This window comes from Oscillospiraceae bacterium (genome assembly GCA_022483045.1).
In the GTDB taxonomy this organism is placed as follows: Bacteria; Bacillota; Clostridia; order Oscillospirales; family Acutalibacteraceae; genus Caproicibacterium.
The window spans coordinates 384,114-407,799 of the sequence record JAKVOA010000002.1 but is presented as its reverse complement, the minus strand read 5'-3'; the positions used below and the strand labels follow the sequence as shown (position 1 = coordinate 407,799).

General features: G+C 46.5%; 29 protein-coding genes. 22 read left to right on the top strand and 7 right to left on the bottom strand.

The window, feature by feature from the left end:
- From LKE53_10875 to LKE53_10845, 7 genes are all read left to right on the top strand, one after another.
- Entirely contained in the window at positions 1-339 is a 339-nt protein-coding gene (locus LKE53_10875; GenBank protein MCH3973238.1) for a MobC family plasmid mobilization relaxosome protein, read from the top strand.
- A gap of 134 nt (positions 340-473) precedes the next feature.
- Positions 474-764, top strand: a complete 291-nt coding sequence (locus LKE53_10870) for a CD1845 family protein (GenBank protein MCH3973237.1) — start codon at positions 474-476, stop codon at positions 762-764.
- Between the two features lie 324 nt (positions 765-1,088).
- A complete protein-coding gene (locus LKE53_10865; GenBank protein ID MCH3973236.1) occupies positions 1,089-2,495 on the top strand; it encodes a relaxase/mobilization nuclease domain-containing protein in 1,407 nt (468 codons plus the stop codon).
- Between the two features lie 294 nt (positions 2,496-2,789).
- Positions 2,790-3,965, top strand: coding sequence for an NgoFVII family restriction endonuclease (locus tag LKE53_10860; GenBank protein MCH3973235.1), 1,176 nt, complete (start codon positions 2,790-2,792; stop codon positions 3,963-3,965).
- A 4-nt stretch (positions 3,966-3,969) separates the two neighbouring features.
- Positions 3,970-5,835 carry a Z1 domain-containing protein gene (locus LKE53_10855; GenBank protein MCH3973234.1) on the top strand — a complete coding sequence of 622 codons (1,866 nt, stop codon included), beginning with the start codon at positions 3,970-3,972 and terminating at the stop codon, positions 5,833-5,835.
- A gap of 5 nt (positions 5,836-5,840) precedes the next feature.
- Entirely contained in the window at positions 5,841-6,269 is a 429-nt protein-coding gene (locus LKE53_10850) for a very short patch repair endonuclease (GenBank protein MCH3973233.1), read from the top strand.
- Positions 6,270-6,275: 6 nt separating this feature from the next.
- The gene (locus LKE53_10845) at positions 6,276-6,911 is read left to right on the top strand and encodes a hypothetical protein (GenBank protein ID MCH3973232.1); all 636 of its coding nucleotides are present in this window, start codon (positions 6,276-6,278) and stop codon (positions 6,909-6,911) included.
- 229 nt (positions 6,912-7,140) lie between these two features.
- Here LKE53_10845 and LKE53_10840 read toward each other — a convergent pair whose 3' ends face one another.
- The 7 genes from LKE53_10840 to LKE53_10810 form a co-directional block, all read right to left on the bottom strand.
- Positions 7,141-8,109 carry an NgoFVII family restriction endonuclease gene (locus tag LKE53_10840; GenBank protein ID MCH3973231.1) on the bottom strand — a complete coding sequence of 323 codons (969 nt, stop codon included), beginning with the start codon at positions 8,107-8,109 and terminating at the stop codon, positions 7,141-7,143.
- A gap of 65 nt (positions 8,110-8,174) precedes the next feature.
- Positions 8,175-9,227: a DNA cytosine methyltransferase gene (locus LKE53_10835; protein ID MCH3973230.1), complete on the bottom strand. Its 1,053-nt coding sequence runs from the start codon at positions 9,225-9,227 to the stop codon at positions 8,175-8,177.
- Positions 9,224-9,562: a helix-turn-helix transcriptional regulator gene (locus LKE53_10830; protein ID MCH3973229.1), complete on the bottom strand. Its 339-nt coding sequence runs from the start codon at positions 9,560-9,562 to the stop codon at positions 9,224-9,226. The genes LKE53_10835 and LKE53_10830 overlap by 4 nt, the downstream gene beginning before the upstream one ends.
- Before the next feature lie 105 nt (positions 9,563-9,667).
- Positions 9,668-10,024 carry a hypothetical protein gene (locus LKE53_10825; protein MCH3973228.1) on the bottom strand — a complete coding sequence of 119 codons (357 nt, stop codon included), beginning with the start codon at positions 10,022-10,024 and terminating at the stop codon, positions 9,668-9,670.
- On the bottom strand, positions 10,008-10,199 hold the full coding sequence (locus LKE53_10820; protein MCH3973227.1) for a hypothetical protein: 192 nt from the start codon (positions 10,197-10,199) through the stop codon (positions 10,008-10,010). Before LKE53_10820 ends, LKE53_10825 begins: the two co-directional genes overlap by 17 nt.
- Before the next feature lie 17 nt (positions 10,200-10,216).
- The gene (locus LKE53_10815; protein MCH3973226.1) at positions 10,217-10,777 is read right to left on the bottom strand and encodes an ImmA/IrrE family metallo-endopeptidase; all 561 of its coding nucleotides are present in this window, start codon (positions 10,775-10,777) and stop codon (positions 10,217-10,219) included.
- A 103-nt stretch (positions 10,778-10,880) separates the two neighbouring features.
- Entirely contained in the window at positions 10,881-11,333 is a 453-nt protein-coding gene (locus LKE53_10810; GenBank protein ID MCH3973225.1) for a helix-turn-helix domain-containing protein, read from the bottom strand.
- A gap of 190 nt (positions 11,334-11,523) precedes the next feature.
- Between LKE53_10810 and LKE53_10805 the strand changes: the two genes are divergently transcribed.
- The 15 genes from LKE53_10805 (at position 11,524) to LKE53_10735 (ending at position 23,675) form a co-directional block, all read left to right on the top strand.
- The gene (locus tag LKE53_10805; GenBank protein MCH3973224.1) at positions 11,524-12,753 is read left to right on the top strand and encodes a DNA polymerase IV; all 1,230 of its coding nucleotides are present in this window, start codon (positions 11,524-11,526) and stop codon (positions 12,751-12,753) included.
- Positions 12,754-12,786: 33 nt separating this feature from the next.
- Positions 12,787-13,026, top strand: a complete 240-nt coding sequence (locus LKE53_10800) for a hypothetical protein (GenBank protein ID MCH3973223.1) — start codon at positions 12,787-12,789, stop codon at positions 13,024-13,026.
- Between the two features lie 53 nt (positions 13,027-13,079).
- Positions 13,080-13,802 carry an ImmA/IrrE family metallo-endopeptidase gene (locus LKE53_10795; GenBank protein ID MCH3973222.1) on the top strand — a complete coding sequence of 241 codons (723 nt, stop codon included), beginning with the start codon at positions 13,080-13,082 and terminating at the stop codon, positions 13,800-13,802.
- A gap of 540 nt (positions 13,803-14,342) precedes the next feature.
- Complete coding sequence (locus LKE53_10790; protein ID MCH3973221.1) at positions 14,343-14,894, top strand: hypothetical protein; 552 nt, start codon at positions 14,343-14,345, stop codon at positions 14,892-14,894.
- 497 nt (positions 14,895-15,391) lie between these two features.
- Positions 15,392-15,775: a type II toxin-antitoxin system PemK/MazF family toxin gene (locus LKE53_10785; GenBank protein ID MCH3973220.1), complete on the top strand. Its 384-nt coding sequence runs from the start codon at positions 15,392-15,394 to the stop codon at positions 15,773-15,775.
- Between the two features lie 38 nt (positions 15,776-15,813).
- Positions 15,814-16,032 carry a helix-turn-helix domain-containing protein gene (locus LKE53_10780; protein ID MCH3973219.1) on the top strand — a complete coding sequence of 73 codons (219 nt, stop codon included), beginning with the start codon at positions 15,814-15,816 and terminating at the stop codon, positions 16,030-16,032.
- Between the two features lie 119 nt (positions 16,033-16,151).
- On the top strand, positions 16,152-16,391 hold the full coding sequence (locus tag LKE53_10775) for a helix-turn-helix domain-containing protein (protein ID MCH3973218.1): 240 nt from the start codon (positions 16,152-16,154) through the stop codon (positions 16,389-16,391).
- 29 nt (positions 16,392-16,420) lie between these two features.
- A complete protein-coding gene (locus LKE53_10770) occupies positions 16,421-16,642 on the top strand; it encodes a helix-turn-helix domain-containing protein (GenBank protein ID MCH3973217.1) in 222 nt (73 codons plus the stop codon).
- Between the two features lie 3 nt (positions 16,643-16,645).
- Positions 16,646-18,025, top strand: a complete 1,380-nt coding sequence (locus LKE53_10765; GenBank protein MCH3973216.1) for a site-specific integrase — start codon at positions 16,646-16,648, stop codon at positions 18,023-18,025.
- Positions 18,026-18,617: 592 nt separating this feature from the next.
- Positions 18,618-19,490, top strand: a complete 873-nt coding sequence (locus LKE53_10760) for a LysR family transcriptional regulator (GenBank protein MCH3973215.1) — start codon at positions 18,618-18,620, stop codon at positions 19,488-19,490.
- Between the two features lie 118 nt (positions 19,491-19,608).
- Complete coding sequence (locus LKE53_10755; protein MCH3973214.1) at positions 19,609-19,959, top strand: MerR family transcriptional regulator; 351 nt, start codon at positions 19,609-19,611, stop codon at positions 19,957-19,959.
- 55 nt (positions 19,960-20,014) lie between these two features.
- Positions 20,015-20,515 (top strand): flavodoxin, encoded by a 501-nt coding sequence (locus LKE53_10750; protein MCH3973213.1) that lies wholly within the window; start codon positions 20,015-20,017, stop codon positions 20,513-20,515.
- A 151-nt stretch (positions 20,516-20,666) separates the two neighbouring features.
- Positions 20,667-21,347 (top strand): DUF4405 domain-containing protein, encoded by a 681-nt coding sequence (locus LKE53_10745; GenBank protein MCH3973212.1) that lies wholly within the window; start codon positions 20,667-20,669, stop codon positions 21,345-21,347.
- A gap of 302 nt (positions 21,348-21,649) precedes the next feature.
- Positions 21,650-22,738: a beta-lactamase family protein gene (locus LKE53_10740; protein ID MCH3973211.1), complete on the top strand. Its 1,089-nt coding sequence runs from the start codon at positions 21,650-21,652 to the stop codon at positions 22,736-22,738.
- A 304-nt stretch (positions 22,739-23,042) separates the two neighbouring features.
- A complete protein-coding gene (locus LKE53_10735; GenBank protein ID MCH3973210.1) occupies positions 23,043-23,675 on the top strand; it encodes a hypothetical protein in 633 nt (210 codons plus the stop codon).
- Positions 23,676-23,686 lie beyond the last annotated feature (11 nt).

Below are 23,686 nucleotides of genomic sequence, written 5' to 3'. Positions count from 1 at the left end.
ATGGAGAATCAACCGCGAAATGTTCAAGTGAAATTCTGGGTTACGCCGGAGGAACGTTCATTGATAGACCAAAAAATGCGCCAGTTTGGTACACAGAACATGGGAGCATATCTTCGGAAGATGGCAATGGACGGTTATGTCGTTAAGCTTGAACTTCCGGAACTTGGCTCGATGATTTCGCTGCTCCGGCGTACCAGTAACAATATCAACCAGATGGCACGGCGCATGAATGCGTCAGGCCGCGCCTACGATACGGACATGGAGGATATTCTCCGGAATCAGGAACTCATCTGGCGGGCGGCGAATGCTATCCTCACTCGACTTGCAAACATCCGATAATGGACTATTTAATCCATCTGACGGGGACGGTTGCAGAAGTGCAGAGCGTCCCCGTCTTCTTCTTTTGACATCCTTGCAATCCATCCGGTATTTCGATATGCTCAGTTCAAGAGAAGAAATAGGAGGTTTTGAATATGAAGATACTGCTGAAAATCCTTTGCGCGCCGGTGATTGCAGTGCTCTGTATTTTTGTCTGGTTCTGTTCCGGCCTGCTCTATTGTACCGCCTGGGTCTTCGGAATTTTCTCCGCCCTGATCGGTATCTTGGGAATAGCGGTTCTGGCAACCTATTCTCCAAAGAACGGCATCATTCTTCTGGTGATTGCTTTCCTGGTAAGTCCTGTTGGCATTCCCATGGCTGCGGCGTGGCTGCTGGGCATCATCCAGCAGATCAGGTTTGCAATACAGGACAGAGTTTATCAATAATCAGGCTGTCAGCAAAAGACGAGAGGTGTGAGCCTCCCGCCTTTTTTACATATCCGGTTTGTAATACATAAGAAATTCCTGCCAGCTTTTTTGTATGTTAATTTCTGACATTTTCGCTGGGTCCCGTTTTGTGCGAACCGTCATAGCCTCCATGATTTCTTCGGTTGCGAAAATATTGGGGCCGTCAATGTCCTGCCGCAGCAAACTGCGAATCTCAGCACTGGCATTTCGCGGAAATCGTATTTCATCTAAATCGCCTCCAATATCTATATGTCTTTTGGAGGCTGTTTCTGGACAATTATTTTTGAAAGAGGGGAAAGAAATTTGGCGACCACTCGAATTATCTCCATGCACGTGAACAAGGGAGCAACCGTCGCACAGTGTCTCAGCGACAGGACAGATTATGCAAAGAATCCGGAAAAGACCGACGGCGGGGCTTTTATTTCTTCGTATGGATGCGATCCGCATACTGCCGACGCCGAATTCCTTTTTGCCAAAAGGCAGTATAAATCTATAACTGGTCGAGAGCAGAAAAGCGATGTGATCGCTTACCAGGTACGCCAGTCTTTCCGTCCGGGAGAGATCACGCCGGAAGATGCAAACAAGCTCGGCTATGAATTTGCCTCGCGTTTTCTAAAGGGAAAGCACGCTTTCTTGGTCTGCACCCACGTTGATAAACACCACATCCACAATCACATCATCTGGAATTCTACGACGATTGACTGCCGGTACAAGTTCCGGGACTTTCTTGGCTCCGGCCGCGCCGTGGCAAAGCTCAGTGACATCATTTGCTTTGAGCATGGATACTCTATCATCGAGCAGCCGAAACGCCATGCGCGGAACAGCTATAACAAATGGCTCGGTGAGCAGGTGAAGCCCTCTCATCGTGAGCAGCTGCGAGAAGCCATCGATAAAGCTCTTGCTAAGAAGCCGGAATCCTACGAGGCTTTTTTGTCCTTGATTCAGGCTGATGGGTATGGAGTAAAGCAAGGGGCAAACGTATCTTTCACCGGCCATGGCCAAAAGCAGAGTATACGACTTCGCTCCCTCGGCGATGGTTACTCGGAGGCGGAAATTAAAGCGGTCATCGCTGGTGAACGTCAGCATACGCCTAAGAAGAAAATGGCATATCAGCAGACGGTGCGCCCGTTTAATCTGCTGATCGACATTGAAGCGCAGATGCGCTCCGGAAAAGGCGGCGGCTTCAAGAGGTATGCTGGGAAATATAATCTCAAGGAAATGGCCAAAACGGTCAACTACCTCACCGAAAAAAAGCTGCTGCAATATGATGATCTTGCCGCAAAAACTGCCGAATCTGTTGACCGCTACAATGCCTTGGCGGCGCAGATCAAGTCGGCAGAAAAGCGTATGGCGGAGATCGCCGTCCTTGAAACGCATGTCGCCAATTATGCGCGCACACACGCGGTCGTTGACGGTTATCAAAAGTCGGGCTACTCGAAAAAATATCTTGTTGAGCATGAGGCAGATATTCTTTTGCATAAGGCGGCAAAGAAAGCTTTTGATGAACTGGGCCTGAAAAAATTGCCAACCATAAAAAGCCTTCGCGCCGAGTACGCGGAGCTTCTGGCCGCAAAGAAAACGGCATACCCGAATTACCAGACAGCCAGAAAAGAAATGAAAGAACTGACAATGGCCAAAGCCAATATTGATCGAATCCTGGAGAGAACAGATCGGGTCGATGAAAAGGAACCGGAACACGGAAGACAATAAACCTTAAAAAAGAGCGTGGATGTCTGTATCATTCCTGATGCAGACATCCGCGTTCTTTTTTTGCTTTTCTCAGCTCAGCAAGCTCAGCATTATAGCGTCCGAAGGATGCGCAGCCGCATGATGAAATCATGCGATCAAAGGGGATTGGGGGCGTCGCCCACAACAAGCAAAAGGCAAGGTTGGTACCACCTTGCCCTGCTTGCCGAACTGTAATAGTGAAATAGTGCTATGCCTATGAAACAAACTGCTGTATAATAAAAATAAGTATACGTATTTTCGGGAAGGAGATTGACCATGAAGTTCTTATATTCAAGTATCCTCCCTCTGGGGATGCCAACAGACCGGGAATCCATTGCTGATTGCTTTCACAGAGAAATAGAAGCATCGGATCGTGTCGATATAGCAGTCGGATACGTTTCTCGGGCATCTGTCGAAGAATTAAGCCGTCTATCGGATGAATACAGGAATCTCGATATTCACCTTACAATAGGTATGTATTATGTAGATGGAATGCCCGAAAGTTCATACCATGCTGCAATTGCTTTAGATGAAAAGTTGAAACAATCCGGGCATGGAGAAGTCCGTATTGTAAAGGCATTCAAATATCATGGAAAGCTTTATCTTTTTTACAAGAACGGTACACCATTCTCCTGTATTATCGGCTCCGCAAATCTTGGTGTAATCAAATTAGAGGCAACAAATCGGCGCCAATATGAGCTGTCGGCAACATCAAATGATTCCGAAGAATGCGCAGAAGCCGCAACATTTATGCAGAAGATAAATGCTCCGACGTGTTCTTCAAACATTATTGACACGACAGACATGCCACTTATCCGTGAAGTTAATACATCGTTGACCGGTATAGAAATGGTTTCGCAGATTCCCCAGGCAGAGGTTGACATTTATCAGCATCACAAGACACCTGTTTCATTTCAACTACCAATAAAAGTACCTGCTTTTGCAGAACGGAAAATGGATGATGGTAAGCATTTTACAAAGTCAAATTTGAATGTAAGTTATGCGGCACCCAGAAGTGCAAGAAAGTCAAGAGACTGGTATGAAACTCAATTTACGGTGAGTAAGCAGATCACACAACTTGATGGTTATCCAATTAAAAACGTTCCCTTTTTTGTTGTAACAGACGATGGATATACATTCAAAGCACACACAACAAGTGACGGCAATAAGCAGTTTAGTGCTGTGGGCGACGAACTAATTATGGGCCGCTGGATCAAAGGGCGGCTTGCATCTGCCGGGCTTGTTACACCTGTGAATGACACACAAGCCGATACTGATCGCGTGGGTATGATAACCAAAGAAATGTTAACTGCCTATGGGTGTAACACAATTGTATTAACGAAAACCAATCAAAAAAGAGAAGATGAAGAAGGTGCCCTTCTCGATGTTTGGTTGTTATCCTTCGAAGCTGCGCCAGATGATGCTGGTGCCAACAGTGAGGAGGCCGATTAAATAAATGCCATTCTTAAAAAAATACTTAAAACTGATTACTGACCGTGGAAATCCAAAACTGGCTGAATCTATTTCTTCAACAGCTGAAAATATTGGAGAAAATTATATAAGATCATTTTCTTTCTGCAGTCATGAGATAGGGTTGCTGTTTGGAAATGTTCAGTCAGGAAAAACCGGGCAAATGTTTGGCATTATGTGCAAGGCGGCCGATTTGGGATTTCCCGCCTTTGTTTTATTGACAACTGACAATGTTGCACTTCAACAGCAGACCTTATCACGTGTGAAGGCCGATCTGCCGGATTTTTGCATTTGCGGTGAAAATGATTCTGGTCTTTTTATTGAGAATAGTCTTCTGCGTCCGGCAATAATTGTTCTTAAAAAGAATTATAGGACCCTGCGCTTATGGGCAAATGTATTTGCTTCAACTGGTTTCATGAAAGGAAATCCACTGTTTATTGTAGATGACGAGGCAGATGCGGCCTCACTCAACACACTTGTAAATCGAGGTCGGCAGTCATCAATAAACAGGTATCTGGATTCGATAAAAAATGGGGCATCCAGCAGTATTTATCTACAAGTTACAGGTACACCACAAGCAGTTCTTCTTCAGACACTCGCTTCTGGCTGGAGGCCCTATTTTACCTACTATTTCGAGCCGGGAGATGGATACCTCGGCGGTGACTTTTTCTTTCCTAAAAACAAAACTGCGGACTGCATCAGCTTCTTGGAAAAGCTTAAGAATCCCATACACAACGTCGTGCTTCATCACTTGGCTGTGTCCGGACAGATATTATCTTGCGGGGGTACAGTCTCAAACTGCCTAATTCACCCCAGTGTCCGTCAGGCCGTTCACAGCCGTTATGCCAAAGAAGCGTTGGACGAACTGCAATGGTGCCGTGAGCATTTGGAGAATGATTTCAAAGAAGAGTTAAGACAAGAGTATGATGCGCTTAGTCCGCAGAAATCAGATAAGAGCAGCTTTGAAGCTGTATATGCTCAGGTAGTACTGCTCCTAAACAGCGGTAGCATCAAGGTACTTGTGATGAATGGAAAAACCGATATTTCCAGTGAGGAATACTCGGCAGGCTCCAATATCGTGATAGGCGGCAACACCCTTGGCCGTGGTGTCACGTTTCCATCCCTGCACACAATTTACTATACCCGTACCAGCAAAAAACCGCAGGCTGATACCATGTGGCAGCACAGCCGTATGTTTGGCTATGACCGTGATCCCGGCATGATGCGGGTTTACATTGATGAGCCACTGTATAAGCTCTTTTCGGATATTAACGCAACCAACAATTCGATTATTGCTCAAGTCGAAAGCGGCAGTGAGCATATCAAAATATACTATCCGCAGGGACTTAATCCAACCCGCGCAAATGTTTTGGACAACAAAAGAGTATTCATGCTGTCCGGCGGCACCAATTACTATCCCTTCAACCCAGATAATAACACCATTACCGATTTGGACAGCCTGCTGGCACCCTTTGCAGATGCAGAGCCGTCTTATCAAGTCAATCTGCGGCTAATGAAAGAGATTTTCAGCCACATTACATCAGATGACGATTTTAATACTGCCAGCTTTGTTTCAGTTCTGGACACAATGCTTGCAGAGGCACCTGCCGCACAGGGCATCCTTATTGTGCGGCGCGGCAGAGACGTTGCAAAAGGTACGGGCGCTTTGCTGTCACCGAACGACTGGTCATTGGGGGCTTCCTATTCCAAACAGGTCGTTTTGACGCTTTACAAAATGACCGGCAGAAAAGGATGGGGCGGTAGAGAACTTTGGGTACCAAACATAAAGCTTCCCGACAATGTTGTGTATTACGATGTGAAAGACGAACAACAGGAACCGGAAGGTGAATAATTGTCATGGACGATCTTACTCCCGAGCAACGCCGCAGAAATATGCAGGCAATTAAAAGCAAAGATACCACCATTGAGTTGGCGCTTCGCAAGGCTCTCTGGCACGAGGGAATCCATTACAGAAAAAATTATAAGATTCTGCCAGGAAAACCTGATATAGTGCTTACAAAATATAAAATTGCAGTTTTCTGTGATTCTGATTACTGGCACGGCTATGACTGGGAAAACCGGCAAAATCGCATAAAATCAAACCGTGATTACTGGGTACCCAAGATTGAACGCAATATGGAACGAGATCAAGAGGTCAACCGACAGCTGGAAGAATCCGGCTGGAGTGTTTTGCGGTTCTGGGAGTGGCAGATCAGGAAGCACTTGCCAGACTGCATTGCCGAAATTATCAAGGCGGTGAACTGCTGCAAAGCGGAAGAGAGATGAAGAGCCGTGCTCAATGTTAAAAACATCGTGCTCACCCAGCAGGAACTTCAACAGTGCATGGAGTTTTCTTTTAAAAGCGCCCCAACTCAGCAGTCAATAGAATTTGGCCAGATCACAACCAAAGCTCGATCAACTTCGGAGATAGCACGGGATAATCTGATTGGCAAGATTGCAGAAATCGCTTTTGCCAAAATGCTTAAAGAGAATTACGGAATAGATGTCCCATTGGATTTCAACTACTACCCTCGCGGGAAGTGGGACGATCAAGATGCCGTCATCAATGGATGGCGCATTGATGTAAAAGGCACACGGAAGGGCGGACGCTGGATGCTTATTGAGTGGAATAAGCTCAATTTCCGCCAGCGGGGCAACAATTTGTCTCATCTATATGTAATGTTCTCCGTTTCGTGGGATAGAAAAACAGATAAGCCCACCGGTGAGGTGAGCTATGAAGGAGCCGTTTCTCTTAAAAAGCTCTGCAAAGGATGTGCAACCACCATAGAACTTTCAAAGGGGACGATTCTTCCGGGAACTCACACGATTCTGCAAGCAGATAATTACGGAATAGAATTCAAGCATTTATATAAACACCTTAATCATTGGTTGACTACGTTACTTCTCATGAACCACCTTCTGCTTTAACAGACAATTATCGCAATCCCTATACTGAGCTAAGTACTCTTGAAATCATTGACAGTATTCCGTCATCAGTAGAACAAGCCCCTCACGATTCTAATGATCAACTGAACCAAGAAGTAACGCCAAACGGCATTTTCGCAAAATTAAGAAATATTCTAAACTACATTCCGCATTGATGTAACACGATGTTGTGCGATAAAAGCAGTGCCGAGAATAAACTCGGCACTGCTTTTTAGTTGGAAAAATCCATATAATATGTTTCATCATCTAATTTATAAAACACGACATCCGTTCTTCCATAACGCTCCAAATCTTGACGAGTAATAAAAGCTCCATTTGCAAGGCCAAGGCGATTTCGGAAATACTCCCCAAGATCACTATTCCTTACAGGTGTAGTTATAGCTTTATCGTTTTGTTGCTCAATACGAAGTGTCAGTTGCTTTCGGTCATCGGTAAGAGCTGTAAAGTGACGTTTCTCCAGAGGGAAAAAACCACTTCTTGCTATTTTAGCTGGAAGTGAAATATATGCTTCATTTGGTTCACGGCCTTGGCGCTGGCCCCAGTTTAGTCCAGAATGCCGTCCCGGTTCACCAAGTCGTGTTATCAGACTTAATGTCACGCTTGCAATACCCTCATTGGCAAGATGTGTAACATCATCGATTAGATTACTTTCCATATCGAGAACGGGATGCGTGGGCTGAAGAATTATGTATTCTTCAATTTCACCATGATTACAGTATATGCTTCTTCCAACCTGCGTTTGATAGTACTGCATAGCATCAATGGGATTACAATCATCCATCACTTCTTGTCGATGATGGCCTACGAATGAGCTTTGCACAAAATTTGCTGATCCCATAAATGCTCGTGTTGGAATTCCATCTTTTGCCCATATGTATAGATTCGAATGTACTGCTGGGGGTTCACAGATATAGCTACATTCAAGCGTTTCCACCTCATGTGGAAGCTCAGATGAAATAATCTGGACAAATCCTTCGTGAACGCTTACGCTCAACCGATCAAAAGGAACCATACCTACGATCAGATGAATTTTAATTGGAATCCTTGTTCGATGGTATATGTTCTTAATATACCAAGAGAGCATATTGGGGGTAGCATATCCCGACAAAATATATAATTCATTTACATCCCCAGCCAGAGGAGAGAATAATATTGTTTCTGCCAGACGCTCAGTTATCATTCTTTCACCGCCCTATAACTAAAATAAAAGAGGTGCCTGCAGATTTCATTCTACAGGCACTTCTTTTATTCGTCAATATTTGCTGGCATCGAATCATAAGGCACGCCTGCAAAGGATTTCAAAATAGCCTCAAAGATAATCTTTGCTCCTCTGCAGGGAACAGCCATGCCTATTTGTTTGCGCACACTTTCTTTGTTTCCCTCAAAAATATAATCATCTGGGAAGGTTTGGAGACGTGCACGTTCCCTGTTTGTCAATGCGCGTGGCTCAGCCCAATGATAAATATGGGTTCCGCCGCCGCCGCTTCCAGTCACAGTATACGCAGGTTTATTGGGATCAAGGCGTTTGTATATCTGACTAATTTGGGCACCTGAAATGTTCAACTTCAAACGTTCAGGTAAATCAGCAGTGAACGCATTTTGGCCAGGAAGTATGTGCTGTAACCTTTCGACAACCGTTGCTGACTGCTTTGTCAGATCGTTGTTTGGCGCATCTTCAGGAATGGGCGGCACCTCTAATGCTGTCCGGCAACTGTTATCGACATTTGCATATGGCACATTAGATGGAACATGAAAAACAACATCTATGTCATTTCGAATTCCTACGATAATTATACGGTGGCGCGCCTGCGGGATACCATAAGTCTCAAATTTATATAGATTCGGATACAGCGTATAGCCTGCTTTCCTCATTTCATCCAATATTTTTGTGAATGCTTTCCCGTCATTTGCATTTCGTAATCCACCAACGTTTTCTGCGAGAAACCACATCGGCTGATATTGCTTCAGCACTTTTACACCATAAGAGTACAAAGGGCCGAATACACCGTCCATTCCCTTCTGCTCTCCTACAACGCTATAATCATTGCATGGGAAACCAAATGCAAGCGCATCTATAGGCGCAAGGTTTGTCAAATCGAATTTACGAATATCGGCGTGGTAGACGCTTGCGGGATTTTCTGGGCATATATTATTCCTGTAAGTCTTACATGTGTTTTCGTCATAATCATTTGCCCATTGATGAACAATACCATATTCCGGGTCGCCAATATCAGCATGTGTTGCACCCCAAGCCAAGCCACCTGGGCCGCAAAACAATTCACCTAATCTGTAGATCATTTTGATACCGCTCCATTCTTTTTGCCAAAAATGATGATCTCGTTTTGAATTAGATCTTTTTCCTCATCAGTAAGGGATTCCATACCATGAAAGCATTGTTGATAGTCTGCAAGGTCTTCTCGCTTTATGTATCCGCACATAATATATAATTCAACAATCTTTATTCCGTAGAGATTTGAAAGTTGGCGAAGCACCGTGGGTGAAGGTTCCTTATTATCCCCATTCTCTATCCGGCTGAGTATAGAATCACTGATCCCTGTCTGCTTATACACATTTTTTAGGCTAAGCTGTTGCGATAGCCTTATTTGTCGTAAAAATATTCCTATATTTTCCATTACTGCACCCCAATATTATTTTATCACTTGTGCTGCAATAATGCAAGAATAATATTTAATTTGCTGCGTTATCGCAGCATTTCGCGAATCATAAAACCTTTATGTTTAAGACATCTCACTCTCAACGTAGAAATATTGGACATAATTATTTCGGCATTCTGTGAGATAGTCGTTAATTGTCGGATATAGCTCTTTATTGCAGTCCATTAAATCAAAGCCATTGCCATCAAGCTCTTCTACGAGTTTCTCAAAACTTCTCCAACCGAAGAAGTCCAGCATATATAAATCCGAACTGGTCCTGCCGATCACATCGGAGACGGTTTGGAATCCATTTTGCTTAAGAACGCGCATTGCGCGAACCGGAATATCCAGGCATTCTACCGGCGTTCTTTCTGTTACAATGATTCCAAGCTGTTCATCTGGAATAGTCATTTCTTCCGTCATGTTACCATCTGCTTTCATGAATCAGACGTTCTGCTGTGGGCTTCCCTCGGCTGAATTCCTTCTGATAGCGCCAATACTCTGCCTGCTCATCTGCCGTGGCTGGGCGAATATTCCGTTTCCCGCAGTCTGGGCAACGGTCTGCCTCTTTGCCATCATTAAAGAGAAAATGGCAATTCTCACATGCGTAGATCATAAATATGCCTTTCTTTTTCAATCCTGAAAGCGGTCTATATTTGCGTCGTATGCGCCCAAATCTTCGCGCAGAAAATCGCTTTTCCGCATATTGACCGTGTTTAGCCTATACCCCTTTGAACGCAATATCATAAATTTGTAATCCAAAAGTGCCGCTGGAACATAAAGCGCACTGGCGGCCTCAAAAAATGATTCTTCGCTGAGATGCTCCAAAACAGTTTTGTCATCAAGAAGGAGCTCGGCAGCAAATATATTGGCTTCATTTTCCTCCGGCATGTCCTGACGGTTTTCGAGCACTTCCATCTCTTGAAAACCATGCATGAGCGCAACCTCGGTATGCAACACGGCATGTCCCAGCTCATGAGCCACAAGGATAAGTTCAAGAACCTTATTAACGTTGCAGTCAATAACAATGTTTTTTTGGCGTGACTGGTAAAAGAAAAAGCCCTTTAGCTTTTTCTGCATATCTATGTAATGAATCTTGATGCCGAGTGCACGGCACAATTCGTATGGGTCCCTGGTTCCATACTTTTCAACCAACTTGTTTACGACATCAATGATGTACGCAGTAGCAGCCAAACAAACCACCTCCTGCCTTCAGGTATTTAGGGCCGTTCTACTGAAAAAGAGGGTAATACCCCCACGGCTACATTCTGATTATCTCAGAAGTGCTGTACCATATTCAGGACTTGCTGCGGTGCTTCCGGTATTTCTTCGGTGTGAATTTATCGCGTGCCGTTTGCTTGGAATCAAGATAGACTTCCATGAGTGCCTGAAAGAAAACCTCTTTGGCGCTGTCGTCCAACTCACCGCCAGCCAGCAAAGCTCCGGTGCGGTTCAGAATCTCATGCGCCTCTCTGGCCCCCTTGCTGCCAAATTCCTTTTTGGCATCTGCAATGAATTGATCCTGCTCGATGTGTTTATTCTTATCAGCTTCATCTTCATCCATCAGATAAGTGACGGAAACCTTCAAAGCCTCGGCAATCTTTTTGATGTTACTGGAGCGAGGGATCGTTCCAAGTTGTTCATAGGTATAGAGAGAACGCTCTGAAATGCCGGTAATCTGAGAAAGCTCCGTCTGGGACATATTCAGGGCCAGACGCGCTTCCTTGACCTTCTCACCAAATGTCATCATGTTGTCCTGCCTTTCAAAAAAATTTTGTCGTAACTTCCGATTATATGTTGACAAACTTCCGTATGTTGCTATAATGAAAAGCACCGGAAGATGACTTCGTGTTAATAGTATATCGGAAGTTTGCTTCTGTCAATAGACGCGCAGAATAAAACTTCCGATTTGACCGGCAGTTACGAGAGGAGGGCTGACATTGGAAAGAGCAATCCTGCATAGTGACATGAACTGCTTTTATGCTTCTGTTGAGCAGATGCTTGACCCGACCCTGCGCGGGAAAGCAATAGCTGTCTGCGGCAGTCAGGAGACACGGCACGGCATCGTACTTGCAAAATCCCAACTGGCGAAGAAAGCCGGTGTGAAAACTGGAATGGCTATCTGGCAGGCGCGGGAATGCTGCCGTGATCTGATCGTCGTACCGCCCCAGTACGACCAGTATCTCAAGTATTCCAAGCTTGCCCACGAAATCTATCTCCGGTACACAGACCGAATGGAGCCGTATGGCATGGATGAGTGCTGGCTTGACCTCACCGGCTGCCGCCTTGACCCGGTCGCTACGGCAGAAGAAATTCGGGCAACAACCAAAAGCGAGCTTGGCCTTACGGTTAGCATTGGCGTCTCTTTCAATAAAATCTTCGCAAAACTCGGCAGTGATATGAAGAAACCTGATGCAATGACAGTCATCACACATGGCAACTTCCGGGAACTGGTCTGGCCGTTGCCTGCCTCTGATCTTCTTTACTGCGGCCCTGCCACAACCAAAAAACTTGCCAATTATGGTATACACACTATCGGGGACATCGCTGCCACAGCGCCGGAGTATCTGCGAGGCTGGCTCGGCGTCAATGGAATAGCTCTCTGGCATTATGCGTCCGGCACGGATACTTCCCGCGTTATGACGGATGGCTGGGAAGCACCAATTAAATCAGTTGGCCACGGCGTGACCTGCGTATCTGATCTTCTGGATAATGAGGAAGTCTGGCGTGTAATATTGGAACTTTCTCAGGATGTTGGTCACCGCCTCCGTGTGAATGGCTTTTTGGCCAAAGGCGTTCAGATCATGCTCAGAGACAACAGCTTGTTTTATAAGCAGTATCAGACAACATTGGAGATGGCGACACGCAGCCCGAAAGAGATTGCGGAACAGTGCTTTGATCTTTTTAAGACCAACTACCGCTGGCAGAACAAGGTTCGCGCCCTTTGCGTCCGGGCAATCAGCCTCGTTCCGGAAAAGTGTCCGCAGCAGCTGACAATTTTCGACGATCCTGTCAGACGGGAAAAGCAGGATAAAATGGACGCTGCCATTGAAGACATTCGCAGACGCTATGGCAAACGGGCCGTATATAACGCATGCCTGATGGGTGACATCAAGGTCCATGAGATCGGTGCGCAGAATGTTACCATGCCGGGTCTGATGTTTGCCTGATGGCATCCGAATTGAAGCAAGGAGCATAGGAATATGGCAAGAAAAGTGTTTGTGCCGGTAACGCTTAAAGTGGACAGCGATGGCCGGATTCGCCCTGTGGATATTACCTGGACTGACGGGCACACCTACGAAATTGATAAGGTAAAAGATGTACGGCAGGCCGTTGCGTCTAAGGTCGGCGGCACCGGCATCCGGTATACCATCATGGTTCGTGGGAAAGAAACGCATATTTACTGCGATGAGGGTAAATGGTTTGTGGAAGCATATCAATAGCTTCCGTTTGGGTCCATGCCGGGAGGCACGACCTGTGAAAAGGAGGACAAGCAATGGAATTTTGGGCAAGACAGGATTTGGAGAAATTGGCCGACACAATCCTTCTTGACTGCTTCGCGGACGGTTACGAGAAAGATCACATGCCTACAAATATTGATTTGCTGGCAGAAAAATATCTGGGCTTGAATGTTTCATACATGAGACTGTCTGAGGATGGCAGCATTCTTGGGTTGACCACCTATGCGGATGTGAATGTCGAATTTAACCGCTATGGGAAAAATGAAATTGTCGCGGTAAAGAAGGATTCGGTCATTTTGGAGAAGGAGCTTCTTACCGGGCATAACGGCAGACGCCGTTTCACTGTAGCACACGAGGCTGCACATCAGATTGTGTTCCGCGCCGACCGCAGCGGCACTGCACAGATGAATTATCTCAAGCACCTGCCAAACAAGCAGAGCTATTCGCTCCGTGAGTTGCATGGTGCGGAGGACTGGTGCGAATGGCAGGCAAATACACTGGGAGCTGCGCTGCTTATGCCAGCGCGCACCGTGCATTTCTGGATGTACCGCTTTAATGGGAATAAAGTTCTGGTCCGTTACGGACGCAGGTTTAACTATATGGATCACGGTGTGCTGGACAACCTGACAAATGCTCTTGCAGTATCAAGAACTGCACTGGTTATTCGCCTGACACAGCTGGGCTATATCTGCCAGCGCCCGGAATCGGAATACTGCGACCCGCTGGATGTGTTTCCTGATCCGGGGGAGGTATTCTAATGAAGCTCGACTTCAGCAATGGTGTGCCGCCGGATGTCCTCGACCGGATAAAGCGTGTAAAAAAAGAGGTTGACGGCCTGGAAAGCCGAAGCCTGTATTGCCCATATTGCAATCACCAGAGCTTAATCATATACTCCGACGCAAAAGGCCATGTCCAGACCAAGTGTAAACGATGCGGGCAGGTGTCCGATTACAACATCGCGTTCAGAATCGTGAGTTACCGTTTGTCTTTGACAACGAGGGCCTGTTAAGACCTCAAAAGCATTATCTTAAAACTGAATACATCATTATGAGCCCCGGAGCCGATGAAAATCGCTGACATCCCAAGTGCCGTATGAAATCTGTGTATAGTTCTACAACTATACCTGTTTCACGGCACGTCAGCGATTTCATACGGCTCTTTTTTTAGCCTTTTCCACTGCCTCCGAGCAGAACGGAGAAGGCTTTATGTTTTATTGGCTGCCCTATATGGCTGAATACCCGTAGTCTCTGGATTTTTGACTTTCAAAAAAATCAAAAATTCAAAGGAGATTACGAATAATGTCTTACAAATATTTAGTCTGGAAAGACGCTTCCTGCAACGGTCAGAATATCGAATGGATTGATATGAATGGAAATGACTTTTTTCACTTTCTGAATTCCAACGAGAGCAAAGGCAGATATTTCGTTCTTCTGGACAACGATGTTTGCCTCGATGACGATGTGATTTTTATCGAAGCAACTGAAGACCAGTACAACGAATGGTACAAAGAATATTGCCACCACTGCTATTTAAATCGCCTGTTTCCGAAAACAGGTATTCTTTCGCTTGATATGTCGTTGAGCGATCAGGAAATCGGTTCGCTTCATGAAATTATCGAAGATGTCAGTGTCGATGTGGTAGGGACAGCCATGGAAAATGTCATGGTTTATATGCTGCCATATGCGATTAGTATGCTGAGCCCAAAGCGCAGGGAAGCTATCACTTTGAAATATTTTAGATACCCTGAAAAAAGTGACTCTGAAATTGCCTTGCTTCTCTCTGTGAGTGTCGTGGCGTTTAAGGATAGACGAATGCAAGCTTTGAGAGAATTGAAAAAATATTTCGATTGACATCCATCTTTTTCCCAAAAAATTACCCAATGGAAAGTGAGAGGACAAAACAATTATGCAAATTCTGTTCTTGTTTTCTCCGGTTCATTTGAACCGCTGTTCTTTGAAAACTGAATATCAGATCATCAGGTACTATCCTGCTGCGGGCAAGTCAATGCCAGCCACCTCGGCGGTGCGCCACAATCCTCTTATGAGGGGAGCGATCAACACCTGCCGCGAATATTGGGCTGCTCCCAATATGGCCATGAAACGCAGCAGTCCAACGATACTTCCGCCCAGCCACAGCTGCACGCGATGGGGGCGGCTCGGAGCGATCCTCGGAGGGGAGTGATTCCCATGAGGCAGGAGCAACCTGCCGCCTGATGATTTCCTTTTGCTCAGGGCGTCGAGGACAAATTTGAGCAGAATCATAAAAAATGTGAGGACATCCGGGCGCAGCGCTGGAAGGCATTGCGTCCCGGAATCCTCTTTACTTAGAAAGCAGATCGGAGGCTTTTATGTTAAAGAACGAATGGGCGTTTCATCGCGGCGATATTTACTATGCCAATCTGAATCCTTTTTTTGGCTCCGAACAGGGTGGCAACCGCCCGGTTCTTGTCCTTCAAAATGATGTGGGCAATTACTTTTGCCCGACGCTGATCGTCGCACCATTGACGAGCAATATTTGGAAGAAAGCAGAGCAACCTACACATTACTTGCTGGATGGCATACGCGGCCTGCGAGGTCAGTCGATAGTACTACTGGAGCAGATCAAGACAATCGACAAACGGCGCGTTGATCGCTATATCGGAAAAGTCACCCGCGAACAGATGGACGGGATTGATGAGGCGCTGCAGGTCAGTCTCGGCATTTACATCCCTGAAGAAATTGAAGCACCGTAAAGGAGGAAAAAACGATGTTTGAAGAAAAAATAGAAAAGATGAATAACGTTGCCGTGACACCGGCGATTTGTGCTGATTCGGAAAGCCCTTTTATCAAGCGCACATATACGGTCGATGAAATTCAGGACATTCTTGGTATTAGCCGATCCTCCGCATATAACTTCGTGAAGCAGGGACTTTTCCGCACGGTCCGCGTGGGTGGCAGCATCCGAATTTCCAAAAAGAGCTTTGACGAGTGGCTGGACAAGCAACTTTGAGTATGTCAAGGATGTCGTTTTGAAAATCGGCATCCTTTATGCCTCTGCCGTTGGAACGTAGAATATAGCCAGGATGAAACCTGGCTATATTCAAGTTCTGGTGGAAAGGAGGATACGCCATGTTTGAAGATAAAATTGAAACTCTGAATCGGGAGATTGATTCTGGTGAAAGGCAAAGCGAGGCTGGGAGCTTTGAAAAACGGACATATACTGTTTCCGAGATTCAGGACATTCTTGGCATCAGTCATACCGCGGCATACAGTTTCGTAAAGCAAGGTCTGTTCCGTACCGTGCGAATCGGCAACAGCATTAGAATTTCAAAAAAGAGTTTTGACGAGTGGCTGGACAAAAACATATAAGGTTCAGAACTGGTACATAGGAGGTCAGCATGAACGAACATAGAGTAAAAACCAGTATGTCCGTTATGGAAATGGGCAAGTTGCTGGGGATTGGGAAAACTGATGCGTATTGGCTTATCAAAAAGAAACCATTTGAAATTATCATCGTGGATAAAAAAATGCGTATCATGATCGACAGTTTTGAAAAGTGGTATGCAGCACAGTCGCACTACCACAAAGTCGCGTCCGTAGACTTGGGGAAGGAGGAATAAGAGATGGCTTCTATTATTAAGCGTAGAAATAAGTTTTCTGTTGTTTACCGCTTTGTAGATGAAAACGGTGTCCAGCGACAGCGTTGGGAAACCTTTAACACCAATGCTGAAGCTAAAAAGAGAAAATCCGAGGTTGAGTTTCAACAAGATAGCGGGACATTCATCGTCCCGACTGCCAAGACGCTGGATGATCTTCTCCGAGAATACATGTCAATATACGGTGTAAACACATGGGCAATGTCAACTTACGAATCCCACAAGGCGCTGATTACCAATTACATATCACCAATCATCGGTGACATGAAGCTGGACGACATCAATACCCGTGTTATGGATCAGTATTTTCAGAGCCTCCAAAAAGTCAAAAGCGTCACCAGCAGATACGTCCACGCTAAGAATGAATACCTTTCAGTGCATATCATCCGTGAGGTTTTCAAACTCCTTCGTAATGCTTTTAACCAGGCGGTAAAATGGGAAATGATGTCCCGAAATCCTGTTGTGAATTGCACCATCCCCAAAGAGGAACATGAAAAGCGTGAAATCTGGACCGCCGAAACACTGTTCAAGGCACTGGAAGTCTGCGATGATGATATTATTGCACTGGCAATCAATTTGGCGTTCTCTTGTTCTCTCAGAATGGGAGAACTACTGGCTTTGACATGGGACTGTATCGACATTACACAGCAAAGCATCGACGAAGGCCACGCAAATATCTATGTCAACAAAGAACTTCAACGTGTGAGCCGCTCGGCACTGGAGGCTCTGAACGGGAAAGACGTTATCAAGAAATTCCCGCCTGCGCTCGCAAGTACCAATACTTCTCTCGTTCTGAAACAGCCCAAGACCAAAACCAGTGTCAGGCGTATCTACCTTCCGAAAACAGTTGCTGAGATGCTGCGGAAAAGGAAGGCAAGCCTTGATGAGATGAAGGACCTATTTGGAGATGAGTATCTCGATTATGATTTGGTATTCTGTTCCTCAAACGGGCATCCTCTTGAAGCCAGCTACATCAACCGCGGCTTCTCGAAGCTGATCCGTGAAAATGGTCTTCCCAAGGTGGTCTTTCACAGCTTGAGACATTCAAGCATTACCTATAAGCTCAAGCTCAACGGCGGAGACATGAAGTCAGTCCAAGGTGATTCCGGTCATGCACAGATGCGGATGATTGAGGATGTCTATTCACATATCTTAGACGAGGACAGGGCAACAAACGCACAACGCTTTGAAGCAGAGTTTTATTCCAAGTCAGAAGTGCCGGAAGTACCTGCCGCATCGGCTGCACCTGCTTCGGAGCTGACTGACAGCGACAAAGCAAAGTTCATCCAACTCTTGTCAAATCCTGAATTTGCAACGCTCATCAAGTCTTTCGTCGGAAGCGTATAAAATTAGAAGGAGCAGCCTCATTTCATGAGACTGCTCCTTGCTTTAAGCCGCTGGAACCTCTATAATGCTTACAGATAAGTTGAAATGAGGCGTGCATATCTGCACCAGATTGTATTTGAACCTTCTGCCGTTTTTTCGCAGAGCGGCAAACAAACCACCAATCGGAAAGCTCAAAGGACCTTCAAATCGCCGTAACACCTCAGTAAGATTCAGAATCCGAGTTGCTGGAAATACCGTTAAACACTGGACTTTGAGCGATTCAGTGGATTATTCATAACGGCTAAAATGCTGATTGGCGGCTCTCCTAAGCGGTAGGCCGGGCGTTCGAATCGCCCCAGGGACACCAAAAGAAGTACCGGAAAGTCTTGTGAAAACAGGGCTCTCCGGCTTTTTCTTTTTCTGGTACCCCCCATGAATCAAGCGCACGGTTTTTGAGAAACCGCGGCGCCTTTATTCACGGAACAAAAGCTTCCCTTGGCAAAAACAAATTGTCTATTATAAGAGCTTAAAAGGCATGATAAACGAAAAATCTTCTGTTACAGGCATTTTTATGCTATAATCAATTCATCTTTTTACACTAGGAGGAAAGATCATGGAACTTCGGGTTCTGCGCTATTATCTGACGGTTGTCCGGGAGGAAAACATCACCCGTGCGGCAGAAATTCTGCACATCACCCAGCCGACTCTCAGCCGCCAGATTTCGGCGCTTGAGGCCGAATTGGGGACGCAGCTTTTTGAACGCGGCAAGCGCAAAATCGTACTGACAGAATCCGGGTTGCTGCTGCGCCGCCGCGCCGAAGAACTGATCTCCTTAGCCGACAAAACGGAACGAGAATTTTCCAGCCACGATGGCGATATAGCGGGCGTAGTATCCATTGGCAGCGGAGAATCGGCAGCCGCCACAGAGCTGCCGAAGCTGCTGCGCAGTTATTCTGCCCGCTTTCCGCAGGTGCAGTTTGAACTGCACACCGGCGTTGCAACCGCTATTCGGGACAAGCTGGACAAAGGGCTTTTAGATATCGGGCTGCTGATTGAGCCGGTGGAAATTGAGAAATATGATTTCGTCCGCCTGCCGCAAAAGGAAGTCTGGGGCGTTCTTCTTCCATTTGGAGACCCGCTGACAGAAAAAGACTGCATTGTACGGAATGATCTGCGCGCACGTCGGCTGATTGTAACGCAGAGAATGAAAGAGCGAGAAGCCAAGGCCTGGTTTGGCGGTGACACGGAGCATCTGAACGTGTACTGCACCTGTGACCTGGCGGCCAACGCAGCCCTTCTGGTGGAGCAGGGGCTGGGCGTCGCGTTTACCATTGCGGGTGCAGTTGCCAACTACAACAACGTCTGCTTCCGGCCGCTGTCGCCTGCCATTACCAGCACCTCGGTCCTTGTCTGGAAAAAGTACCAGCCTTTCAGCCCGGCCGTACAAAAATTCATAGAGGAAATCAAACATGCCTATCGAGCATGATAGCCAGAGAAACTAAGTATTTTACAAAGAATTACCTGCAAGTTACAATGTGAGTGTACCGGTTGAGCGGATTTTCCGCCTGCCTATACACTCACTTTTTTATTATTAGGAGAGCATCATGACAATTACCGAAGCCAGCGAAAAGTTCGGTATTGCGCCGGAAAAGCTGCATGACTATGAAGTACAGGGTTTTTTTGACTGCCGCAAAAAGCCAGACGGCACCATTGATTACTGTAAAGAGCTGCTGGACTATGTGGGCATAATCAATCTTCTGCTAGAGGCAGGCGCATCAGCTGATACACTGCGCAGCTTCCTGCTGCGATTGATGCAAAACGGCATCTCTACAGAAGAAAAGCTGAAGTTTCTGCGCTGCCAGCGGCTGCGGCTGCTGGATACGATTCACGCAAAGCAGGAACTGCTCGATCAGCTGGATTTCATTATTTTTAAGGAAACAAAGGAATCTGACTGAAAGGAAAGACTCTTTCCTGAAAAGCCCGGACAAAACATGAAAGGAGAACGATACCATGAACAAACAAAAAACCTTAGTGGTCTATTTTTCTGCCACCGGCATAACCGCAAAAGCAGCAGCAACACTAGCAGAGGCTGCAGACGCAGATCTCTTTGCTATTCAGCCGGCAAAGCCCTACACCGCTGCAGACCTCGACTGGACAGACAAAAAGTCACGCAGCACACTAGAGATGAACGACCCCCATTCCCGGCCTGCTGTTGCAAACCGGGTGGAAAACATGAAAGATTACACCACGGTGTTTGTCGGCTTCCCCATTTGGTGGGGCGATATGCCCATGATTCTGTACACTTTCTTTGACAGATATGAACTGTCCGGCAAAAAGCTGGTGCCGTTTGTGACCAGCGGGGGCAGCGGTTTTTCCAATACGCGCAGCACCATAGCAGACCTAGAGCCAAATGCGGCTGTTTTAGACGGCCTGGCTCTGGGCAGCAGCGAGGCAAAGGCGCCGGCAAGCGCAGTAAAGAAGTGGCTGACCAGCATTGGGCTTGCTTCATAAATCAAAAGCGGGCCGCTAGGAAGCAGCAGCATCTACACAGAAAGGGTCTATTACAAATAAATTTTTTCGATGGTCAGCACCCCTTTCAAAATAGACCCGGCCGTGAAAAGCAATAAGAGAAAATACGCCTGACAGGGAAAGGCTGGAAAATATGAATTTCAAACGCAGCTGCAAGCCCGTGCTGGATCTGGCAATGGCTCTGCTTCTTTTCGTCCTTATGGCTTATCCCGCTGTAGGCGGCGCAGCCCACGAATGGCTTGGCACCGGTATGTTTGCGTGTTTTCTTATACACCAGGTATGCAGCAGAGCTTGGTACCGGGCGCTACCGCAGGGAAAGTATGCCCGGCTGCGCGCGGTGCAGGCCGCCTTGAACCTGCTGCTTTTCGTCTGCATGGTCCTGCTGATGGTAAGCGGAATGATTCTATCAAAAACAGTTTTTACATTTATAAATCTGCGGGACGGGCTGGCTTTCGCAAGGACAGCGCATCTGCTCGCTTCCTACTGGGGATTTCTGCTGACGGGCCTGCACCTTGGGTTCCATTGGCGCATGGTGCTCGACATTTTCAGAAAGGTAAATCCTGCACGCACGCCGGCCTGGTTATCTCTTTTTCTACGTATTGCCGCCTGTGCAGTCGCGTGTTATGGTGCCGTTTTATTTTTTCAGAATCACATTGCCGGCTATCTCTTTCTGCATACGCAATTTGTATTTTTTGATTATTCCCGCCCTGCTGTCCTTGTTTTTGTACAGCAGGCAGCTATGATGGCTGCTTTTGTATGGATCGGATTTTTCGCCCAAAAGCTGGTGCAAAAGCCAGCAGCAAAACCATATTGAAATTTTCACAGGGACGTGGTGCGTGCCACAGCAGCTGCATGACAAATGGGCTAAAAGAAAGCAAAAATGAAGCGAAGCAACAGCTTGAAAATGCCCCTGGCGGGTTTAGCGTATTCCAAAATTCACGCATAAAATGACAGAGAATCCTCCTGTCCTTTGATTTCCGAAAAGCACTTCAAAAGGTCAGTACCCCATATCACCGGGTACTGGCCTTTTCTTTGGCAGGTTTTTAAATTTTCCCGTTTCTGTACAGGCAGAATCATACAACGACAGAATTGATTTAACAGGCGTTTGGTACTATAATGACGAAACAAAAGCAGCAGAAAACGCCGCTTTGCCGGAAAGGCAAGGCACAAAACAAAGCATGGCTATGCAAAGGAAATCGCATGATGAATTATACCCTGCACGAACAAATTGCCGAACAGTGCGGCAATATCTGTGAAATAGAGGCCTTGAAAGACGGAAAAATACGCTATAGGGATACTTGGCACGGATTTAAGCCGTGCGATACGCTGAATGTGATGTCAGTGACAAAAAGCGTTGTGTCCCTGCTGGTCGGTATCGCCTTGGATAAGGGCTGTATTCGCGACATTCATCAACCTGTGCTGGATTTTTTCCCGGATTATCCTGTAAAGCGCGGGGAAAAAACAATTCAGCAGGTCACGCTTGCACATCTGCTGACCATGACTGCACCCTATAAATACAAATCCGAGCCGTGGACAAAGGTCTGCACAAGCGGCGACTGGACAAAAGCCGCGCTCGACCTGCTGGGCGGCAGAGCCGGCATTACCGGCGAATTCAAGTATTCCACGCTCGGCATTCAAATTTTGACAGGCGTCATCACAAAAGCCAGCAAACTGTCGGTGATCGATTTTGCCAACCGGTTTTTGTTTGAGCCGCTCGGAATTGCTTCCCACCGAAATGCAGAGATCCATTCTGCATCGGAGCAAAAGGCCTTTTTGCTGTCGAAACAGCCTAAAGATAATATTTGGGTTGCAGACCCGCAGGGCGTAAATACAGCCGGCTGGGGGCTCTGTCTGTCCGCGGCAGATATGGCGAAACTTGGCCAGATGTGCCTAAACTGCGGAATGTACAATGGAAAAAGAATTGTGTCACAGGAATGGATTGCGCAAAGCACAAAGCCGCACTGCCAGTGTGGTGAGCGATTTGGCAATCTGTCGTATGGCTGTCTGTGGTGGATAACAGACACACAAAAGCACAGTTACGCTGCCATTGGCGACGGCGGAAATGTGATTTATGTCAATCCAGATGCCAACATTACTGTTGCGGTCGCCGCAACCTTTCAGCCACGTATATTTGACCGTATTGCATTTATACAGAAGTATATCGAGCCTCTGCTCGATACCGGCGAAGCCTGTTTGCAGGACTAGCAGTCTTGCTTTCGCGATACGCCGAGGCGCTGCTCGAAAATCATCATCAAATGCACGGGTACAAGTGTCATAGGAGCCGCTGTGATAGAACAGCGGCTTTTTTACACCATTTTTTTCGATCGGGGTACTGTTCTCTTTTGTTCTGCTTTCCATTTCTGCGGGTGCGCCTGCTCAAACTTGAAACAGAACCGAACACAAAAGTTTTTCACACAATTTCCGTATTTGGTTGAAAACCGAAAGTCACACTGTATTCTGTATCTGCCAGTCTCTGCTTCTATTGACAAGGGATAGGGCAGAAGATATAATGAACATTGTTCATTATAAAAATATTTTGCGGCGGGAAATGAGCGCTCTTGTACAGAATGACGGCAGAGCGGCATTTGAAAAGAGCCTAATTAACGAGGAGACAGGCATGCGCAAACGAATTTGTTCTTTATGCGGCGTTTTATGCACCATTCTTTTTATGGTTCACGGTATCTATGCGGGAATTTTGATGATAAGCCATGCTGCCCCGGCAAAGATACTGCTGGTCCTTGGGCGGGGAGTATTGACTGTGCTGGCAGTCCACGCGCTGCTCGGGTTTCCGTTTGTTCTTTACCGCATGGCTGCCGGAAAAAAACTTTATATCCGTGAAAACCGCTCCACTCTGCTGCAGCTGGTTTCCGGCGTTCTGCTGCTGGTCTTTGCCGCTGTACATACGAATTACCTCATCCGCCGGCCAACCGTGCCGGCGCTGATTTTCATTTTAATAATGCTGGCTTTCTTTGGCGTGCATCTTTTCCTAGGGCTGCCAAAAGCGTGTGTGACGCTCGGCCTGCTTCGCAAAGAAAAAGATATGACAGCTGCAAAGCGCATTTCTTTCTTTATCGCAGTTCTTTCTACGGTATTTTTTATGGCCGCTTTCTGCTGCTATTTTCTGCAAATCTGTCAAGGCTGAGAAAGGAGGAA